Below are 17,717 nucleotides of genomic sequence, written 5' to 3'. Positions count from 1 at the left end.
CCCAAAAGCAGTGGGGCGAACCTGAGCCTGTACGCCATCCTCCGCGAACTGCAATACCTACTCGCGACCTGGCTCGGGTTCTGCCCCCTCTGCCGCCAACTCGTCCCAACCTAACAAAGCACTACTAACGCGTCTTCCGCTTAGTTCCTGAACCCGCATGCCACTCCCGAAGCTCGGTCGCCTGCTCAGTGGCCCCGCATCGGCTCGGCATCCACCGCATCCGATGAGTCATCGGGCCTCCCGTCGAGTCGCCAGGACGGTGCCGCGGGTGCCTGGCTGGCCGGGGGACCAGCCCAGACACCCACGGCGGGGCATCCGGCCGCCAAGCTCAGTAGCCCCACCCGCAACTTAAAGTACAATGTATTCACGGTCAACGCCTCGGGCACATTGTGTTGTATGTACGGCGTGTCGTGTGGTCTGCTTGTGCCAGCCGCCAAGCTGGGAGCACCACCGATGTCTGAAGCCGCATATCTTCAGGTCGCCCGCGACATCCGCGAGCAGATCGCGTCCGGCCAGTTGAAGCCGGGCGACAAGTTGCCGTCATTCGCAGCCCTGTGCGAGCACTACAAGGTGAGTGGCACGGTGATCCGGACCGCCATGGTTCTACTGAAGGCCGAGCAGTTGATCGACGGTCGACAGGGCAAGGGCGTCTACGTCATGGACCCGCTACCGAAGCGGTAGCGACGCCAAGGCAGGGCAGCGGCAGTCTCGTTCTCGTCAACCGCCACGGCGGCAACTAAGCCCTGTCAAACGAGTCGACCTGTACGCCGGATCAGTCTCCCGAGAGGTCTTGCTGGCCGGGCCGCCCTGCCTGCATTTGCTCCCTCAGGGAGCTGGCAAGCGACTACAACGACAACCCGGTCAGCACCATGACCCGCGGCTCGGTGTAGTCCTCCATCGCGCTGCGCAGCCCCTCGCGCCCGACGCCGCTGCCCTTCACCCCGCCGTACGGCATCTGGTCGGCCCGGTACGACGGCACGTCGCCGACGATCACCCCGCCCACCTCCAACGTCCGGCCGGCGCGGAAGGCCGTCTGGAGGTTGTGCGTGAAGACGCCGGCCTGCAGGCCGTACGCCGAGTCGTTGACCGCGGCGAACGCGGCCTCGTCGTTCTCGACCCGGGCGACCACCAGCACCGGCCCGAACACCTCCTCGGCACTCACCTTGGCGTCCGCCGGCACCCCGGACAGCACGGTCGGCGGGTAGGTCGCCCCTTTCCGCCGGCCGCCGACCTCGATGGTGGCGCCCGCCGCGACCGCCTCGTCCACCCACGCCTCGACCCGGCGCGCGGCGTCCTCGGACACCAGCGGCCCGACGTCGGTCAGCTCGTCGGACGGGTCGCCGGTGCGCAGCTCCTGCACCGAGGCGACCAGCCGGGGCAGGAAGCCGTCGTAGAGCCATTCGTGCACGTAGACCCGCTGCACAGCGATGCAGGACTGCCCGGCCTGGTAGTTGGCGAAGGTGGCGATCCGGTGCGCGGCGAAGGTGAGGTCCTCGGCGGAGTCCCAGTCCTCGCAGATCACCGCGGCGGCGTTGCCGCCCAGCTCCAGGGTGACGTGCTTGTCGGGCACCGCCCGGCGGATCGCCGCGCCGACCGGCCCGGAGCCGGTGAACGAGACGACCGGCAGCCGCGGGTCGGCGACCAGTTCGGCGGCCCGCTCGTTGGGCAGCGGCAGCACCGAGAACATCCCGGCCGGCAGCTCGGTCTCGGCGAGCAGTTCGCCGAGCAGCAGCGCCGACAGCGGGGTGGCCGGCGCCGGCTTCACGATGATCGGGGCGCCCACCGCGATGGCCGGCGCGACCTTGTGCGCGACCAGGTTGAGCGGGAAGTTGAACGGAGCGATGCCCAGCACCGGCCCCTTCGGCACCCGCCGCACCAGGGCGATCCGCCCGGTGGCGGCGGGGTCGGTGTCGAGTCGTTGCAACTCGCCGGAGAAGCGGCGCGCCTCCTCGGCCGCCCAGCGGAACGTGGAGACCGCGCGACCCACCTCGGCCCGGGCCCACTTCAGCGGCTTGCCGTTCTCGGCGGTGATCAGCCGCGCGACCTCGTCGGCCCGCTCGGCGAGCCGCCGGGAGACGTGGTCCAGGGCCGCCGCGCGCACGTGTGCGGGCAGGGCCGCGGCCGCCGCCGCCACCTCGGCCGCCGCGGCGACGGCGGCCTCGACCTGGTCGGGCGTGGCCTGGGTGGTACGACCGACAGCCCGCCCGTCGTACGGGTGGTGCACGGTCAGCTCGCCCTCGCCGTGGACGGGGCGACCGGCGACATAGAAGGCAACGGGCTCCACGCTGAGCAGCCTAGACCACCAACCAGCCGACGGATACAGTCGCGTTAGCCCTTGTCTGCCGCGAATTCAGTAGCGAAGATGGCACACAGACTGCGATTACCGCCGCAGACCCGTACCCCCGGCCCCCCTTCGGAGAGATCGAGTCATGAGTGACCAGCAGAAGCTGCGCAACTTCGTCAACGGCGAGTACGTCGAGCCGGTGGACGGCGGCTACGCCGACCTGATCGACCCCTGCACCGGTGAGGTCTTCGCGCAGGCCCCGGTCTCCGGAGCCGCCGACGTGGACGCGGCGATGAAGGCCGCCGCCGACGCGTTCGAGAGCTGGCGGGACGCCACCCCGGCCGAGCGGCAGAAGGCGCTGCTCAAGCTCGCCGACGCGGTCGAGGCCCGGGCGGTCGAACTGGTCGACGCGGAGGTCCGCAACACCGGCAAGCCGCGTCAGCTCACCGCCGACGAGGAGCTGCCGCCGGCGGTCGACGAGTTCCGGTTCTTCGCCGGCGCGGCCCGGCTGCTGGAGGGGCGCTCGGCCGGCGAGTACCTGGCCGGGCACACCTCGTACGTGCGGCGCGAGCCGATCGGCGTCTGCGCCCAGGTGACGCCCTGGAACTACCCGCTGATGATGGCGGTCTGGAAGATCGCCCCGGCGCTGGCCGCCGGCAACACGGTGGTGCTCAAGCCGTCCGACACCACCCCGGTGTCCACGCTGCTGCTGGCCGAGATCGCCGCCGAGTTCTTCCCGCCGGGCGTGTTCAACGTGGTCTGCGGCGACCGGGACACCGGTCGTACCCTCGTCTCCCACCCGATCCCGCAGCTGGTGTCGATCACCGGTTCGACCCGGGCCGGCATGGAGGTGGCCGCCGCGGCCGCGCCGGACCTCAAGCGGACCCACCTGGAGCTGGGCGGCAAGGCGCCGGTGGTGCTCTTCGACGACGCGGACGTGGCGGCGGCGGCCGAGGCGATCGCGGTCGGCGGCTACTTCAACGCCGGGCAGGACTGCACGGCGGCGACCCGGGTGCTGGCCGGCCCCGGCATCCACGACGACTTCGTCGCGGCGCTCACCGAGCAGGCCCGCAACACGAAGACCGGCGCCCCGGACGACGAGGACGTGCTCTACGGCCCGCTGAACAACGCCAACCAGCTGGCCCGGGTACGCGGCTTCGTGGACCGGCTGCCGGACCACGCGAACGTCGAGACCGGCGGCTCGCAGCTCGGCGAGCGCGGCTACTTCTACGCACCGACCGTGGTCTCCGGCCTGCGCCAGCCGGACGAGATCATCCAGGACGAGGTGTTCGGGCCGGTCATCACCGTGCAGCGGTTCACCGACGAGGACGAGGCGGTGCGCTGGGCCAACGGCGTCGAGTACGGCCTGTCCGCCTCGGTCTGGACCCGGGACCACGGCCGGGCGATGCGGATGACCCGCCGGCTCGACTTCGGCTGCGTCTGGGTCAACACGCACATCCCGTTCATCTCCGAGATGCCGCACGGCGGCTTCAAGCACTCCGGGCACGGCAAGGACCTCTCGGTCTACAGCCTGGAGGACTACACCCGGATCAAGCACGTCATGCACAACATCGAGGGCTGACCCATGGCGTCGAGCGAGGAGCTGCACAAGCGGCGCGGGGCGGCGGTCGCCCGGGGTGTCGGCAGCGTCATCCCGGCCTACGTGGACCGGGCCGGCGGGGGCACGCTCATCGACGTCGACGGGCGGGAGTGGATCGACTTCGCCGCCGGCATCGCGGTGACCAACGTCGGCAACTCCGCCCCGCGGGTGGTCGAGGCAGTCCGGGCGCAGGTCGAGCGGTTCACCCACACCTGCTTCATGGTCGCGCCGTACGAGTCGTACGTGGCGGTCTGCGAGCAGCTCAACGCGCTCACCCCGGGCGGGTTCGAGAAGCGCTCGGCGCTGTTCAACTCCGGCGCCGAGGCGGTGGAGAACGCGGTGAAGATCGCCCGGCACGCCACCGGGCGGCCGGCGGTGGTGGTCTTCGACCACGCGTACCACGGCCGGACCAACCTGACCATGGCGCTGACCGCGAAGAACATGCCGTACAAGCACCGGTTCGGGCCGTTCGCCGGGGAGATCTACCGGGTGCCGATGTCGTACCCGCTGCGCGACGGCGGCCTGCCGGGCGCGGAGGCCGCCGCCCGGGCCATCGAGCTGGTGGAGAAGCAGGTCGGCGCGGAGAACGTCGCCGCGCTGCTGATCGAGCCGATCCAGGGCGAGGGCGGGTTCGTCGTACCGGCGCCGGGGTTCCTGCCGGCGCTGCGCGAGTGGGCGACCGCCGCCGGGGTGGTGTTCGTGGCCGACGAGATCCAGACCGGGTTCTGCCGTACCGGCGACTGGTTCGCCTGCCAGCACGAGGGGGTCGAGCCGGACCTGGTCACCCTCGCCAAGGGCATCGCCGGTGGGCTGCCGCTGGCCGCGGTGACCGGCCGGGCCGAGCTGATGGACGCGGTGCACGTCGGCGGCCTCGGCGGCACGTACGGCGGCAACCCGCTCGCCTGCGCCGCCGCGCTGGCCAGCATCGAGACCATGCACGAGCTGGACCTGGCCGCCGCCGCGCGCCGGATCGAGGCGGCCATGGTGCCCCGGCTGCAGGCCATCGCCGAGCGCACCGGGGTGATCGCCGAGGTACGCGGCCGGGGCGCGATGCTCGCCGTGGAGATCGTCCAGCCGGGCACGCTGACCCCCGATCCGGCCACCACGGCGGCGGTGTCGGCGGCCTGTCACGCCGCCGGCCTGCTCACCCTGACCTGCGGCACGTACGGCAACGTGCTGCGCTTCCTGCCCCCGCTGGTGATCTCCGCCGCCGAGCTGCGCCGCGGCCTGGACATCCTGGAGGCGGCTTTCCAGGGCTGACAGATGCGAGCCGGGGACGTCCGTCCCCGGCTCGCCATAGCATCGTGTGCCGCCGTTTGCCAGATATCGAAACATCTACACATTTGCCTGTCCTCCCTCTACGATCTTGCTCAATTTGATCAATTGCGATCGATGGCGCGACCCGCCGTCGTTGAGCGAGAGGAACCTCCGAGGGATGACACTTCCCCACCGTGCCGCGCGCCGCTGGCGCCTCGGCCTGACCACCGCCGCCGTCGCCACCGCCGTGGCGTTCGGCGCCCCCGCGACCGCCGCCCCCGCCGAGGGGCAGGTCCTCCTGGCCGGGGGGCCGACCGCCGTCGCCGATTCGTACATCGTGGTGTTCAAGGACACCTCGGTGGGCCGGTCCGACGTCGCGCAGCGGGCCAGCGACCTCGCCAACCGGCACGGCGGTGCGGTCAACCGCACGTACCGCAACGCGCTGCGCGGCTTCGAGGCCCGGCTGTCCGAGCAGGAGGCCCGGCGGCTCGCCGCCGACCCGGCGGTGAGCTACGTCCAGCAGAACCACACCATGCGGATCAGCGGCACCCAGAGCCCCACCCCGTCCTGGGGGCTGGACCGGATCGACCAGCGCGCGCTGCCGTTGAACAACTCGTACACCTACCCGAACACCGGCTCGGGCGTGAAGGCGTACATCATCGACACCGGCATCCGGTTCGGCCACAACGACTTCGGCGGCCGGGCCGTCTCCGGCTTCGACGCGATCGACGGCGGCAGCGCCGACGACTGCAACGGGCACGGCACCCACGTGGCCGGAACGGTCGGCGGCAGCGCCTACGGCGTCGCCAAGGGCGTCACCCTCGTCGGCGTCCGGGTGCTCGACTGCGCGGGCAGCGGCACCAACGCCGGCGTCATCCAGGGCGTCGACTGGGTGACCGGCGACCACGCCGCCGGCCAGCTCGCGGTGGCCAACATGAGCCTCGGCGGCGGCTTCAACCAGGCCGTCAACGACGCGGTGGCCCGGTCCATCGCCGACGGCGTCAGCTACGGCCTCGCGGCCGGGAACGACACCGGCGCGAACGCCTGCAACAGCTCGCCGGCCAGCACGCCCGCCGGCATCACCGTCGGCTCGACCACCAACACCGACGCCCGTTCCTCGTTCTCCAACATCGGCTCCTGCCTGGACATCTTCGCCCCCGGCAGCTCGATCACCTCGGCCTGGCACACCAGCAACACCGCCACGAACACCATCAGCGGCACCTCGATGGCGACCCCGCACGTGGTGGGCGCCGCCGCGCTCGTGCTCGCCGCCAACCCGTCGTTCACCCCGCAGCAGGTGCGCGACAAGCTCGTCGCCGACGCCACCGGCAACGCGGTGAGCAACCCCGGTTCCGGCTCGCCCAACAAGCTGCTGTACGTCGGTGACGGCGGCACCACGCCCCCGCCGCCCACCGGCTGCACCCAGACCAACGGCACCGACGTGACCATCCGCGACAACGCCACGGTGGAGAGCACGATCACCATCGCGGGCTGCTCGGGCAACGCCGGCTCCGCCAGCACGGTGGCGGTGGACCTGGTGCACACCTACATCGGGGACCTCGTGGTCAGCCTGGTCGCCCCCGACGGCAGCACCTACACCCTGCACAACCGCGCCGGCGGCTCCACCGACAACATCAACCAGAGCTACCCGGTCAACCTGTCCGCGGAGACCGCCAACGGCACCTGGAAGCTGCGCGTCCAGGACGCCGCTGGCGGCGACACCGGCTACCTGAACAGCTGGACGCTCAACCTGGGCGGCTCCGGCGGCACGGACTGCACCGGCAGCAACGGCACCGACGTGACCATCCGCGACAACGCCACGGTGACCAGCACCATCACGATCGCCGGCTGCACCGGTGCCGCCTCGTCGACCAGCACGGTCGCGGTGCAGATCGTGCACACCTACATCGGGGACCTCGTGGTCAGCCTGATCGCCCCCGACGGCAGCACCTACACCCTGCACAACCGCGCCGGCGGCTCCACCGACAACATCAACCAGACCTACACCGGCGACCTCTCCGCGGAGACCCGCAACGGCACCTGGACGCTGCGCGTCCAGGACGCGGCCAGCGGCGACACCGGCTACCTGAACAGCTGGACCCTGACCCTGTAGGCGGACCGGACCGGCGTCCACCGGCCCGGCCACCAACGGTCACGAACGAAGGGCCCCTCGCCGCGCGAGGGGCCCTTCGCACCCGGTCCGGCAGGGGTGCCTGCACCGGAGGCGGCCCGCGGAGCTGCCCGATCAGCTCGGCGGAGCCACCCGGCCGGTCAGCGGAGCACCTCGACCACGTTGCGCCGGATCACGTTCTTGCCGGGCTCGCGCACCTGGTCCATCGCTGTCGCGTTGAGCAGCACGCAACTGCCGGACGGACCGGTCACCGTCACCGTGGTCGACCGGTTGTTGTCCAGGTTGGTCACCCGCAGCCGGGTGCCCACCGGGAACCGGTCGCTGGTCGCCGCCGGCGCACCACCCTCGGCCGAGAAGGTCACCGAGCCCGCGCAGGCCGAGGCGGCACCGGGCTGCCCGGACCCCGGCTGGTTCGCGCCGCCGGGCTGGGCCGCGCCGCCGCCGGGCTGCGCCGCATCGCCGCCGTCCAGACGCTCGACCACGTTGCGCCGGATCACGTTCTTGCCGGGCTCCCGCACCTGGTCCATCGCTGTCGCGTTGAGCAGCACGCAACTGCCCGACGGACCGGTCACCGTCACCGTGGTCGACCGGTTGTTGTCCAGGTTGGTCACCCGCAGCCGGGTGCCCACCGGGAACCGGTCGCTGGTCGCCGCCGGCGCACCACCCTCGGCCGAGAAGGTCACCGAGCCCGCGCAGGCCGAGGCGGCACCGGGCTGCCCGGACCCCGGCTGGTTCGCGCCGCCGGGCTGGGCCGCGCCGCCGCCGGGCTGCGCCGCATCGCCGCCGTCCAGACGCTCGACCACGTTGCGCCGGATCACGTTCTTGCCGGGCTCCCGCACCTGGTCCATCGCTGTCGCGTTGAGCAGCACGCAACTGCCCGACGGACCGGTCACCGTCACCGTGGTCGACCGGTTGTTGTCCAGGTTGGTCACCCGCAGCCGGGTGCCCACCGGGAACCGGTCGCTGGTCGCCGCCGGCGCACCACCCTCGGCCGAGAAGGTCACCGAGCCCTGGCACACCGAGGCGCGCGCCGGCGCGCTGTCCGCGAACCCGAGCCCGGTGCCCACCGCCACGACCGCCGAGGCGACCACCGCCACGCCCGCCGCCAGCACGTGCTTCCGCTGCACCCTCACCGTTGTCTCTCCCGTCGTCGGTGTCTCCTACGGCGCCTGGTACGGACTGGGAGCGCTGCACCGTTCACCGCGATCCGGAAGTTGACCTGAAGTCGGCTTCAGGTCCTAGCGTCGGACCGGCGATCAAGGAGGGGTTCCATGACCTATCTGGTGACCGGCGCGACGGGCAGGGCCGGCCGGCACGTGGTGTCCGAACTGTTGGCGCGCGGGGTGCCGGTACGCGCCCTGACCAGGGATCCGGCCCGGGCGACCGGACTGCCGGCCGGGGTCGAGGTGGTGGCCGGCGACCTCACCGACCCGGCCACCCTCCCGGCCGCGTTCGAGGGGGTCGTCGGCGTCCACCTGCTGACCGCCGCCGGTGACGACTACGCCACCTTGCGTACCGGGCCGGAGATCGTCGCGCTGGCGGAACGGGCCGGCGTGCGGCGGCTGGCCGTGCTGTGGAACGGCAAGGCCGGCCCGGTCGAGGAGGCCGTCCGGGCCGGCCGGCTGGAGTGGACGATGCTCCAGCCGGTCGACTTCATGAGCAACACCCTGCACTGGGCCGAGTCGATCCGCGCCGCCGGCGAGGTACGCGAGCCGTTCGCCGACGTTCGCAGCGCGGTGGTCGACGAGGCCGACGTCGGCGCGGTCGCAGCCGAGGTGCTCACCGGCGACGGGCACGCCGGTCAGGCGTACACCCTCACCGGCCCGCAGGCGCTCACCCCGCGCCAGCGGCTGGCCACCGTCGCCGCGGCGACCGGCCGCGAGCTGCGCTTCGTCGAGCTGACCGAGGAGCAGGCCCGCGCCCGGTGGCGGCAGGCCGGCTACGACGAGGAACTGATCGACCTGCTCGCGTCCTGGCAGGGCGACCCGCCGCCGGTCGCGTACACGGTCACCGACACCGTGCAGCGGCTGCTCGGCCGGCCGCCGCGTACCTTCGCCGACTGGGCCCGCGCGCACGCCGACGCCTTCCGCTGAGCGCCCCGCCCGGTCACACCGGGCCGTAGCGGGTGTGCGGGGCACCGGTCAGCAATGCCCAGTACCGGTCGCCGTAGGACCAGTGCCACCACTCGGTCGGGTAGTTCACCAGGCCCGCCCCGCGCAGTGCCGCACCCATGATCCGCCGGTGCCGCCGAGCGGTGGCCGAGACGGCCGGCGAGTCGGTGAAGCAGGCGTCGGCGCTGGCCTCCGGGGTGGCGTCGATTGCGGTGCCCAGGTCCAGCTCGACCCCGTCCTCGCTGCACAGGGTCAGGTCGACCGCCCCGCCGGTGCTGTGCGGCGCCACCTCGACCGGCGAGACGAACTTGGTGGTCTCCCGGTGCAGCCGCTGCGGCGACCAGTCCGGGTGCGCCCGGCGCAGTTCCTCCCGGTAGCTGGTGAAGATCTCCAACTGGGCCCGGTACGGCCGGTACCCCTCGACGACCAGCAGGCGCAGGCCGGCCGGCAGCGCGCGCTGCGCGGCCAGCAGCCGGTCCGCGACCCCGCGCCGCACCCGGGCGTACGCGCCGGCCGGGTCGGCCGCCCGGGGGTCCAGCCGCAGCTCCGGCAGGTCGCGCAGGTCCACCAGCGGGTCGCCGTCGTCGGCGCTGGGCACGGCCGCCACCCGGGGATCGGCGAGCAGGATCATCGCGGCTCCCCAGCGGCGGCGCTGGCGGTGGCGGCGGTGGCGGCGCGGGCGGTGGCGGCGCGTTCCGCGTGGCGGGCGAAGGCCAGCCGCACCAGCCGGTCCACGACCTCCCGGTAGCCGACGCCGACCGCCGCCCACACCTTCGGGTACATCGAGTGCGCGGTGAAGCCGGGCATGGTGTTCAGCTCGTTGACGTACAGCTCGCCGGCCGCCTCGTCGTAGAGGAAGTCGACCCGGGCCAGCCCCCAGCCGCCGATCGCGGCGAACGCCCGCAGCGACAGCTCCCGGATCCGGTCCGTCACCTCCCCGGGCAGCGCCGCCGGGACGACCATCGGGTCGGCGTCGCCGAAGTACTTCTGCCGGTAGTCGAACCAGCCGCCGGAGACCCGGACCTCGCCAACCGCCGACGCCTCGGGCCGCCACCCGCCGAGCACCGCGCACTCCAGTTCCCGGCCGGTGACGCCCTGCTCGACCACCACCACCTGGTCGTGGCGCAGCGCCTCCTCGATCGCCGCCGCCAGGTCGTCACCCTCGGCCACCCGGGAGATGCCGATCGACGAGCCCATGCTGGCCGGCTTGACGAACAGCGGCCGCCGCAGCCCCACCACCAGCTTCTCCGGGTCGTCGGTCGCCCGGTAGGTCTGCGCGTCGAACGCCACGTGCGGGGTGATCGGCACCCCCTCGGCGCGCAGTGCCCGCTTCATCGCCACCTTGTTCATGCCGACCGCGGCGGCGAGGATGCCGCACCCGACGTACGGCACGCCCAGCGACTCGAGCAGTCCCTGGACCACCCCGTCCTCGCCGAACGGGCCGTGCAGCACCGGGAAGACCACGTCCAGCGCGGCGTGCACCGCGCCGGACGCGTTCGCCGCGGTCACCACGGCCGTCCCCGGGCGACGGCCGGCCCGCAGCTCGACCGGCGGCCCGGTGACCGTCAGCCGGTCGTCGATGGCCCGGTCCGCCCCGGCGCCGTCGCGCAACTCCGCCAGCACGGCGTCCGGCACCAGCCGCAGGCCCCCGGTGCGGGTCACCCCAATGGCGACCGTGCGGTAGCCGCCGCCGGCCAGGGCCCGGGCCACGCCGAGGGCCGAGGCGCAGGACACCTCGTGCTCCGCTGACGGGCCGCCGAACAGGATTCCGATCCGAACCGGCGCACTCATGCCGCCGCCCCTTCCACCCTCGTCACCTCGGCGAGCCGGTCGGCCGCCAACCGGGCCACCAGCTCCGCCTCGACATTTCCGCCGGTCAGCACCACGCCGACGGTGTGGTGCCGGCCGTCGGCCGCGATCCGCAGCGCGCCGGCCAGGCCGGCCGCCCCGGACGGCTCGGCCAGCACCTTCAGCTCCAGCAGCAACAGCCGGAACGCCGCGCCGATCTGCTCGTCGTCGACCCGGACCACCCCGCGCAACGCGGTGCGCAGGATGGCGAACGGCAGCTCGCCCACGCAGGACGGCCGCAGCCCGTCAGCGATCGTCGGCGCCGGCGGGACCGGGGTCGGCCGGCCGGCGGCCAGGCTCCGGGCCAGCGAGTCGCAGCCGACCGGCTCCACGCCGTACACCTCGATCGGCCGGCCGGTGGCGGCCAGGCAGGCGCCGGCCGCCCCACCGCCACCGCCGACCGGCAGCACCAGCGCGTCCAGCGGGGCGCCGGCCCGCTCGGCGTCCTCGATCAGCTCCAGGCTGGCGGTGCCCTGCCCGGCGATCACGTCCGGGTGGTCGTACGCGTCGACGACCGGGTGGCCGGTGGCGGCGCTGAGTTCGCGGGTCAGCGCGAGCCGCTCCTCGGCGGTGTCGGCCAGCACGATCCGGGCCCCCGCCGCCCGCGCCCGGGCGACCTTGGTCGGCGCCGCGTCCGCCGGCAGCACCACGGTGGCGGCCAGCCCGTGCCGGCGCGCGGCCAGCGCCACCGCCACCGCGTGGTTGCCGGTGCTCTGCGCGACCACGCCGCGGTGCCCGCCGGCCGCGAGCCGGCCGACCGCCAACGACGCGCCGCGCATCTTGTACGAGCCGCCGTGCTGGAGGTTCTCCGCCTTGATCAGTACCCGGACGCCGGCCAGCCGGTCGATCGCCGGGGAGCGCAGCACCGGGGTGCGCACCACCTGGCCGGACAGCCGGCGGGCGGCCTCCTCGACGTCGGCCCGGACCGGGCCGGCCGGGGCCGGCGTGTCGATACGGGACATCTCGTCTCCTTCCGTCTTCGTGGTCGGCGGGCGCGGCTGGGCGCCTGGCCGTACCGGGTCGCAGGTCAGGGCGGCGCCGGTTTTCGGGCACGCCGGAGGAAGGGGTGCCGCGTCAGGCGGCCCCCGCGGGGCGTCGCTGGTTGTGTGCCGGCCGGTCGGCCGGGTCAGTGCGGCAGTCGGACCTCGACCCGCAGGCCGCCGTACTCGGCGGGCCGGGCGGCGATGATGCCGTCGTGCGCCTGGGTGATCGAGCGGGCGATGGCCAGGCCGAGGCCCGCGCCGCCGCCGTGGCCGGTACGGTCCGCGGCCAGCCGCCGGAACGGTTCGAAGAGGCCGGCCACCGCCTCGGCCGGCACCACCTGGCCGGTGTTGACCACGGTCAGCGCCGGGGTGCCGCCGACCGCCACGGTGAGGGTGCCGCCGGGCCGGTTGTACTTGATCGCGTTCTCCACCAGGTTGCTGACCAGGCGCTCCAGCAGCACCCGCTCCCCGGCCACCACCCGGGGCGGGAGGTGGCTGTCGATCGTCACGCCCGCCTCCCGGGCCCGGTCCTGGTAGCCGGCCAGCACCCCGGCCACGATCTCGTCGAGCCGCTGCGGCGTACGGGAGCGCAGGCCCTGGTCGCTCTCGCTGAGCGTGAGCAGCCCCTCGATGAGTCGCTCGTTGCGCTCGTTGGTCTGCAGCAGTTGGGCGGTCAGCAGTTCCAGCTGCTCGCCGGTGAGCGTCCGGGCCATCCCGACCTCGATCAGCGTCCGCTGCACCGCCAACGGGGTGCGCAGTTCATGTGAGGCGTTCGCGGCGAACCGCCGCTGCCCCTCGTACCCGGCGGAGATCCGCTCCATCATCTCGTCGATGGCCCCGGTCAGCCGGGCCAGCTCGTCCCGGCCCGGCCGGCGGATCCGGTGCCCGAGGTTCTGCGGGCCGACGTGGGCGATCGGCTCGGCGAGGTCGCGCACCGGGCGCAGGCACCACACCGCGGCCCCCCAGATCGCCACCACCGCGCCGACCAGCACCGCGAGCATGATCAGCGGGTACAGGGCCACGTCGAGGTCGCGCGCCGGCTGGCACACCAGCCCAGACCCGGGCAGCGGCAGGTCGCAGAACTCCCGACCGCGCAGCCACACCGTGGTCAGCAGCCACTTCTCCAGGCTGGGCCGGAAGTAGCCGACGAGCAGGGCGAGCACCCCCACCAGCAGGACGCGGCGGCGCGGGGTCACTCCGGGCCGCCGATCCGGTAGCCGGCCTTCGGCACGGTGTGGATGACGGCCGGCTGGCCGAGCTTCTTGCGCAGGGTCATCACGGTGACCCGGACGGCGTTGGTGAACGGGTCGGCGAACTCGTCCCAGGCCTGCTCCAGCAGCTCCTCCGCGCTGACCACCCGGCCGTCCGCGCGCATCAGCACGTGCAGCACGGCGAACTCCTTCGGGCTCAGGTTCAGCGGGTGGCCGTCCCGGGTGGCGACGTGTCGGGCCACGTCGAGCACCACCCCGTGCCGGGCCAGCACCGGCGGCAGCGCGGGCGCGGAGCGCCGGCCGAGCGCCTGCACCCGGGCGACCAGCTCGGCGAAGGCGAACGGCTTGGTCAGGTAGTCGTCGGCGCCCAGCCCGAGCCCCTCCACCCGGTCCCGGATGCCGGCCGCCGCGGTGAGCAGGAGCACCCGGGTGCCCGCGCCCGAGTCGGCGATGCTGCGGCACACCTCGTCACCGGTGTGCCCGGGCATGTCCCGGTCCAGCACTGCCACGTCGTACCGGTTCACCCCGATCCGCTCCAACGCGCCGTCGCCGTCGTAGCAGACGTCGACCGCCATCGAGAAGCGGCGCAGCCCCTCGGCGACCGTGTCCGCCAGCAACCGCTCGTCGTCCGCCACCAACACCCGCACGCCTGCTCTCCCCGTGGTTCCGCGCTGTCCGGGACACCGTCTCAGGCCGGAGTTAAGGGTTCTGTAAACACCGGCAGGAGCCATCCTCCACGGCGGCGATCCCGGGACAACCGCTCCCGAGCCGGGCCGCGGTGCTTGCCGCCCCGGTACGCCGTCTGGGCGCGTCCGTCCCTCGTCCCCGGCGGCACTTGGCGATCAGGGGTGAGCTGCGTCACGATGGGCGCGAGGAGGTCGCCGATGGCCGACCCGTGGCTCGCCCTGGAATTCGGCGTCGATCCGGCGGAGCGGATCGCGCAGGTCGGCGCCGCCCACGAGGCGTTCCTCGCCGGTGGGCCGGAGGCGGCCCGGCGTACCGACCGGCGGCTGCGGGAGGTGGTGGCGCACTCCTGGCGCCGTTCGGCGGCGCTGCTCGACCCGGAGACCACCCCACCGGTCGAGCTGACCGACGACGCGCTGGCGAGCTATCGCGCCGCCCACCCGTTGGCCCGGGTGCTACCGCTCTTCCGCGACCTGCTCGGCGGCATCGCGCAGGACGGCGCGCACCTGATGGCGGTCTGCGACGCCCACGGCCGACTGCTCTGGGTGGAGGGGCACCCGGGGGTGCTCCGGCACGCCGAGCGGATGAACTTCGTGCCCGGGGCGCGCTGGGACGAGCCGCACGCCGGCACCAACGCCCCCGGCACCGCCCTGGCGATCGACCACAGCGTGCAGATCTTCGCCACCGAGCACTTCAGCCGGCGGGTGCAGCGGTGGACCTGCGCCGCCGCGCCGATCCACGACCCGGCCACCGGGCGGCTGCTCGGGGCGGTCGACATCACCGGCGGCGACCACCTGGCCAACCCGCAGAGCCTGGCGCTGGTCCGGGCCACCGCCCGGGCCGCCGAGGCGCAGCTCGCCGCCGACCGGCCGGTCGAGCCGGGCGTGGTCACCGTCGCCGCACTCGGTCGAGACGAGGCGGAGCTGCGCGTCGACGGGCGCCAGATCCGGCTCGGCCGCCGGCACAGCGAACTGCTGGTGCTGCTGCTCGACCATCCCGAGGGGCGCACCGGCGAGCAGCTCGGCCTCGACCTGTACGGCGACGACCGGCTGCACCCGGTCACCCTGCGCGCCGAGCTGTCCCGGTTGCGCCGCATCCTCGGCCCCGACCTGCTCGACTCCCGGCCGTACCGGCTGCGCGGGACCGTCCGGGCCGACTTCCGCACCGTCGGCGAACTGCTGGAACGCGGCGATCCGGCGGGCGCGCTCGACGCGTACGCCGGACCGCTGCTGCCCTCGTCGGACGCGCCGGGAGTGACCCGACTGCGCCGGCTGGTCGACGGCCAGCTCCGCGCGGCCGTGCTGGCCACCCGCGACCCGGCGCTGCTCGCGGCCTGGACCGCGACGCCCGCCGGCGCCGACGACCTGACCGCCTGGCAGGCGCTGGCCGCGGCGTCGCCGCCGGGCGCGCCACGCCGGCCGCTCGCGCTGGCGCGGGTCGACCAGCTCTCCCGGGAGTACGACCTGCCGCGCGCAACGTTGCTGCAACGTCCCGGAAACTAGCTTCTCCGCCGTCACCCGACCCGATCGGACGGCGGAGGTAACCATGACGCGCTACGACGCGCCCACCCACTGGCAGTCCCGCTACGACCACTTCATCGGCGGCGAGTACGTCACGCCGCACTTCGGCCGCTACTTCGAGAACCCCACCCCGGTCACCGGGCAGACCTTCTGCGAGGTGGCCCGGGGCACCGCCGAGGACGTCGAGAAGGCGCTCGACGCTGCGCACGGCGCCGCCGACGCGTGGGGGCGCACCCCGGTCGCCGAGCGCGCGCTGATCCTCAACAAGATCGCCGACCGGATGCAGGAGAACCTGGAAGCCCTGGCGGTCGCGGAGACCTGGGAGAACGGCAAGCCGGTCCGGGAGACCCTGGCCGCCGACATCCCGCTGGCGATCGACCACTTCCGGTACTTCGCCGCGGCGATCCGGGCCCAGGAGGGCTCCCTCGGCGAACTCGATGACGACACCGTCGCCTACCACTTCCACGAGCCGTTGGGCGTGGTCGGGCAGATCATCCCGTGGAACTTCCCGCTGCTGATGGCGACCTGGAAGCTCGCCCCGGCACTCGCCGCCGGCAACGCGGTGGTGCTCAAGCCGGCCGAGCAGACGCCCGCGTCGATCCACTACTGGCTCTCGTTGGTGGCCGACCTGCTGCCGCCCGGCGTGGTCAACGTGGTCAACGGCTTCGGCGTCGAGGCGGGCAAGCCGCTGGCGTCCTCGCCGCGGGTGGCGAAGGTGGCGTTCACCGGCGAGACCACCACCGGGCGGCTGATCATGCAGTACGCCAGCGAGAACATCAAACCGGTCACCCTGGAGCTGGGCGGCAAGAGCCCGAACATCTTCTTCGACGACGTCAGCGCCGCCCGGGACGACTTCTTCGACAAGGCGCTCGAAGGGTTCACCATGTTCGCCCTCAACCAGGGCGAGGTCTGCACCTGCCCGTCCCGGGCGCTGATCCAGCAGGGTCACTACGCCGACTTCCTCGCCGCCGCGGTCGATCGGACCCGCGCCGTGGTGCAGGGGCATCCCCTGGACACCGACACGATGATCGGCGCGCAGGCGTCGAACGATCAGCTGGAGAAGATCCTGTCCTACCTGGACATCGGCCGGCAGGAGGGCGCGAAGGTGCTGACCGGCGGCGCGCGGGCCGACCTCGGCGGCGAGCTCGCCGGCGGGTACTACGTCGAGCCGACCATCTTCGAGGGCGACAACTCGATGCGGATCTTCCAGGAGGAGATCTTCGGCCCGGTGGTGTCGGTGACCTCCTTCGCCGACCTGGACGACGCCGTGAAGATCGCCAACGACACGCTGTACGGGCTGGGCGCGGGCGTGTGGACCCGGGACATCAACACCGCGTACCGGGCCGGGCGGTCGATCCAGGCTGGCCGGGTGTGGACCAACTGCTACCACGCCTACCCGGCGCACGCGGCGTTCGGCGGCTACAAGCAGTCCGGGATCGGCCGGGAGAACCACAAGATGATGCTGGAGCACTACCAGCAGACCAAGAACCTGCTGGTCAGCTACTCGCCGAAGAAGCTCGGCTTCTTCTGATGGACGCCCCCGTGACCGTGACCCCCGCGGCGGCCGAGCTGATCCGGTCGCTGCGGGGGCAGCACGGGCCGCTGATGTTCCACCAGTCCGGCGGCTGCTGCGACGGCAGCGCTCCGATGTGCTACCCGGCCGGCGAGTTCCGCACCGGCTCGTCCGACGTCCTGCTGGCCGCGCTCAGGATCGACGGGGTTCCGGAGCCGGTCGAGTTCTGGATGTCCGCGGCGCAGTGGGAGCTGTGGAAACACACCACGTTGACCGTCGACGTGGTCCCCGGCCGGGGCAGCGGCTTCTCCCTGGAGGCCCCCGAGGGCGTCCGCTTCCTCATCCGCTCCCGCCTCGCCGCGTGATCGTCCGCGCCGCCCGGCGGGTCCGGGTTGCGGCCCCTCGGAGGTGAGCGCGAAACACCACTGCGCAGCGGCGTGATACCTCTGAGGCATCAAGATGACTCAGAGGTATCACGCTCTGCGCCGCTTTCCCGATCGGCCGCTCGCCCCGGACCGGCCCTGCGTGCTGGAGGCGGTGCCGAAACCCGGGCCGGGGCAACCGGTCGCGGCGCG

14 protein-coding genes and 1 pseudogene are annotated in these 17,717 nt (G+C 73.2%); 8 read left to right on the top strand and 7 right to left on the bottom strand.

All coding sequences use genetic code 11. From position 1 onward, the window contains the following. The first annotated feature begins 453 nt into the window (after positions 1-453). Positions 454-681 (top strand): winged helix-turn-helix domain-containing protein, encoded by a 228-nt coding sequence (locus tag DLJ47_RS00850; RefSeq protein WP_109898201.1) that lies wholly within the window; start codon positions 454-456, stop codon positions 679-681. A gap of 163 nt (positions 682-844) precedes the next feature. Here DLJ47_RS00850 and DLJ47_RS00845 read toward each other — a convergent pair whose 3' ends face one another. After that, complete coding sequence (locus DLJ47_RS00845; RefSeq protein ID WP_109898200.1) at positions 845-2,284, bottom strand: aldehyde dehydrogenase family protein; 1,440 nt, start codon at positions 2,282-2,284, stop codon at positions 845-847. Positions 2,285-2,429: 145 nt separating this feature from the next. Here DLJ47_RS00845 and DLJ47_RS00840 point away from each other — a divergent pair, with 145 nt between their 5' ends. The 3 genes from DLJ47_RS00840 to DLJ47_RS00830 all read left to right on the top strand — a co-directional run bounded on the left by DLJ47_RS00840 (position 2,430) and on the right by DLJ47_RS00830 (position 7,254). Next, entirely contained in the window at positions 2,430-3,866 is a 1,437-nt protein-coding gene (locus DLJ47_RS00840) for a gamma-aminobutyraldehyde dehydrogenase (RefSeq protein ID WP_109898199.1), read from the top strand. Between the two features lie 3 nt (positions 3,867-3,869). After that, the gene (gene gabT, locus DLJ47_RS00835) at positions 3,870-5,144 is read left to right on the top strand and encodes a 4-aminobutyrate--2-oxoglutarate transaminase (RefSeq protein ID WP_109898198.1); all 1,275 of its coding nucleotides are present in this window, start codon (positions 3,870-3,872) and stop codon (positions 5,142-5,144) included. 175 nt (positions 5,145-5,319) lie between these two features. Beyond that, the gene (locus DLJ47_RS00830; RefSeq protein ID WP_109898197.1) at positions 5,320-7,254 is read left to right on the top strand and encodes a S8 family peptidase; all 1,935 of its coding nucleotides are present in this window, start codon (positions 5,320-5,322) and stop codon (positions 7,252-7,254) included. A gap of 485 nt (positions 7,255-7,739) precedes the next feature. Here the strand turns inward: DLJ47_RS00830 and DLJ47_RS00820 are convergent. Beyond that, positions 7,740-8,405: pseudogene (locus tag DLJ47_RS00820) on the bottom strand (hypothetical protein); the annotation flags it as partial. Between the two features lie 138 nt (positions 8,406-8,543). Between DLJ47_RS00820 and DLJ47_RS00815 the strand changes: the two are divergent. Continuing rightward, on the top strand, positions 8,544-9,365 hold the full coding sequence (locus DLJ47_RS00815) for an NmrA family NAD(P)-binding protein (protein WP_109898196.1): 822 nt from the start codon (positions 8,544-8,546) through the stop codon (positions 9,363-9,365). Between the two features lie 13 nt (positions 9,366-9,378). Here DLJ47_RS00815 and DLJ47_RS00810 read toward each other — a convergent pair whose 3' ends face one another. The 5 genes from DLJ47_RS00810 to DLJ47_RS00790 form a co-directional block, all read right to left on the bottom strand. Next, the gene (locus DLJ47_RS00810; protein ID WP_109898195.1) at positions 9,379-10,014 is read right to left on the bottom strand and encodes a M15 family metallopeptidase; all 636 of its coding nucleotides are present in this window, start codon (positions 10,012-10,014) and stop codon (positions 9,379-9,381) included. Next, positions 10,011-11,174, bottom strand: coding sequence for a D-alanine--D-alanine ligase family protein (locus DLJ47_RS00805; protein WP_109898194.1), 1,164 nt, complete (start codon positions 11,172-11,174; stop codon positions 10,011-10,013). The genes DLJ47_RS00810 and DLJ47_RS00805 overlap by 4 nt, the downstream gene beginning before the upstream one ends. Then, complete coding sequence (locus DLJ47_RS00800) at positions 11,171-12,193, bottom strand: threonine ammonia-lyase (protein ID WP_109898193.1); 1,023 nt, start codon at positions 12,191-12,193, stop codon at positions 11,171-11,173. Before DLJ47_RS00800 ends, DLJ47_RS00805 begins: the two co-directional genes overlap by 4 nt. A gap of 164 nt (positions 12,194-12,357) precedes the next feature. After that, positions 12,358-13,410: a sensor histidine kinase gene (locus DLJ47_RS00795; RefSeq protein WP_109898192.1), complete on the bottom strand. Its 1,053-nt coding sequence runs from the start codon at positions 13,408-13,410 to the stop codon at positions 12,358-12,360. Continuing rightward, on the bottom strand, positions 13,407-14,072 hold the full coding sequence (locus DLJ47_RS00790; RefSeq protein ID WP_109898191.1) for a response regulator transcription factor: 666 nt from the start codon (positions 14,070-14,072) through the stop codon (positions 13,407-13,409). Before DLJ47_RS00790 ends, DLJ47_RS00795 begins: the two co-directional genes overlap by 4 nt. 237 nt (positions 14,073-14,309) lie before the next feature. On the opposite strand from DLJ47_RS00790, the gene DLJ47_RS00785 reads away from it, so the two are divergent. From DLJ47_RS00785 to DLJ47_RS00775, 3 genes are read left to right on the top strand one after another with little or no spacing between them, the layout of a single operon-like run. Beyond that, positions 14,310-15,611 carry a GAF domain-containing protein gene (locus DLJ47_RS00785; RefSeq protein WP_109898190.1) on the top strand — a complete coding sequence of 434 codons (1,302 nt, stop codon included), beginning with the start codon at positions 14,310-14,312 and terminating at the stop codon, positions 15,609-15,611. Between the two features lie 43 nt (positions 15,612-15,654). Next, complete coding sequence (gene adh / locus DLJ47_RS00780) at positions 15,655-17,160, top strand: aldehyde dehydrogenase (RefSeq protein WP_109898189.1); 1,506 nt, start codon at positions 15,655-15,657, stop codon at positions 17,158-17,160. Then, positions 17,160-17,507: a DUF779 domain-containing protein gene (locus DLJ47_RS00775; protein WP_109898188.1), complete on the top strand. Its 348-nt coding sequence runs from the start codon at positions 17,160-17,162 to the stop codon at positions 17,505-17,507. The genes adh and DLJ47_RS00775 overlap by 1 nt, the downstream gene beginning before the upstream one ends. Positions 17,508-17,717: the final 210 nt, after the last annotated feature.

This window comes from Micromonospora sp. S4605 (assembly GCF_003176715.1).
GTDB lineage: Bacteria > Actinomycetota > Actinomycetes > Mycobacteriales > Micromonosporaceae > Micromonospora > Micromonospora echinaurantiaca.
The sequence above is the reverse complement of the archived record's forward strand: the minus strand, read 5'-3'. Positions and strand labels throughout refer to the sequence as shown.

What these genes read in the sequence shown, in the direction of transcription:
- DLJ47_RS00800 (WP_109898193.1), bottom strand. Translation starts at nt 12,193, where the DNA reads ATGTCCCGTATCGACACGCCGGCCCCGGCCGGCCCGGTCCGGGCCGAC.
- DLJ47_RS00815 (WP_109898196.1), top strand. Translation starts at nt 8,544, where the DNA reads ATGACCTATCTGGTGACCGGCGCGACGGGCAGGGCCGGCCGGCACGTG.
- gabT (WP_109898198.1), top strand. Translation starts at nt 3,870, where the DNA reads ATGGCGTCGAGCGAGGAGCTGCACAAGCGGCGCGGGGCGGCGGTCGCC.
- DLJ47_RS00830 (WP_109898197.1), top strand. Translation starts at nt 5,320, where the DNA reads ATGACACTTCCCCACCGTGCCGCGCGCCGCTGGCGCCTCGGCCTGACC.
- adh (WP_109898189.1), top strand. Translation starts at nt 15,655, where the DNA reads ATGACGCGCTACGACGCGCCCACCCACTGGCAGTCCCGCTACGACCAC.
- DLJ47_RS00850 (WP_109898201.1), top strand. Translation starts at nt 454, where the DNA reads ATGTCTGAAGCCGCATATCTTCAGGTCGCCCGCGACATCCGCGAGCAG.
- DLJ47_RS00805 (WP_109898194.1), bottom strand. Translation starts at nt 11,174, where the DNA reads ATGAGTGCGCCGGTTCGGATCGGAATCCTGTTCGGCGGCCCGTCAGCG.
- DLJ47_RS00810 (WP_109898195.1), bottom strand. Translation starts at nt 10,014, where the DNA reads ATGATCCTGCTCGCCGATCCCCGGGTGGCGGCCGTGCCCAGCGCCGAC.
- DLJ47_RS00840 (WP_109898199.1), top strand. Translation starts at nt 2,430, where the DNA reads ATGAGTGACCAGCAGAAGCTGCGCAACTTCGTCAACGGCGAGTACGTC.
- DLJ47_RS00785 (WP_109898190.1), top strand. Translation starts at nt 14,310, where the DNA reads ATGGCCGACCCGTGGCTCGCCCTGGAATTCGGCGTCGATCCGGCGGAG.
- DLJ47_RS00775 (WP_109898188.1), top strand. Translation starts at nt 17,160, where the DNA reads ATGGACGCCCCCGTGACCGTGACCCCCGCGGCGGCCGAGCTGATCCGG.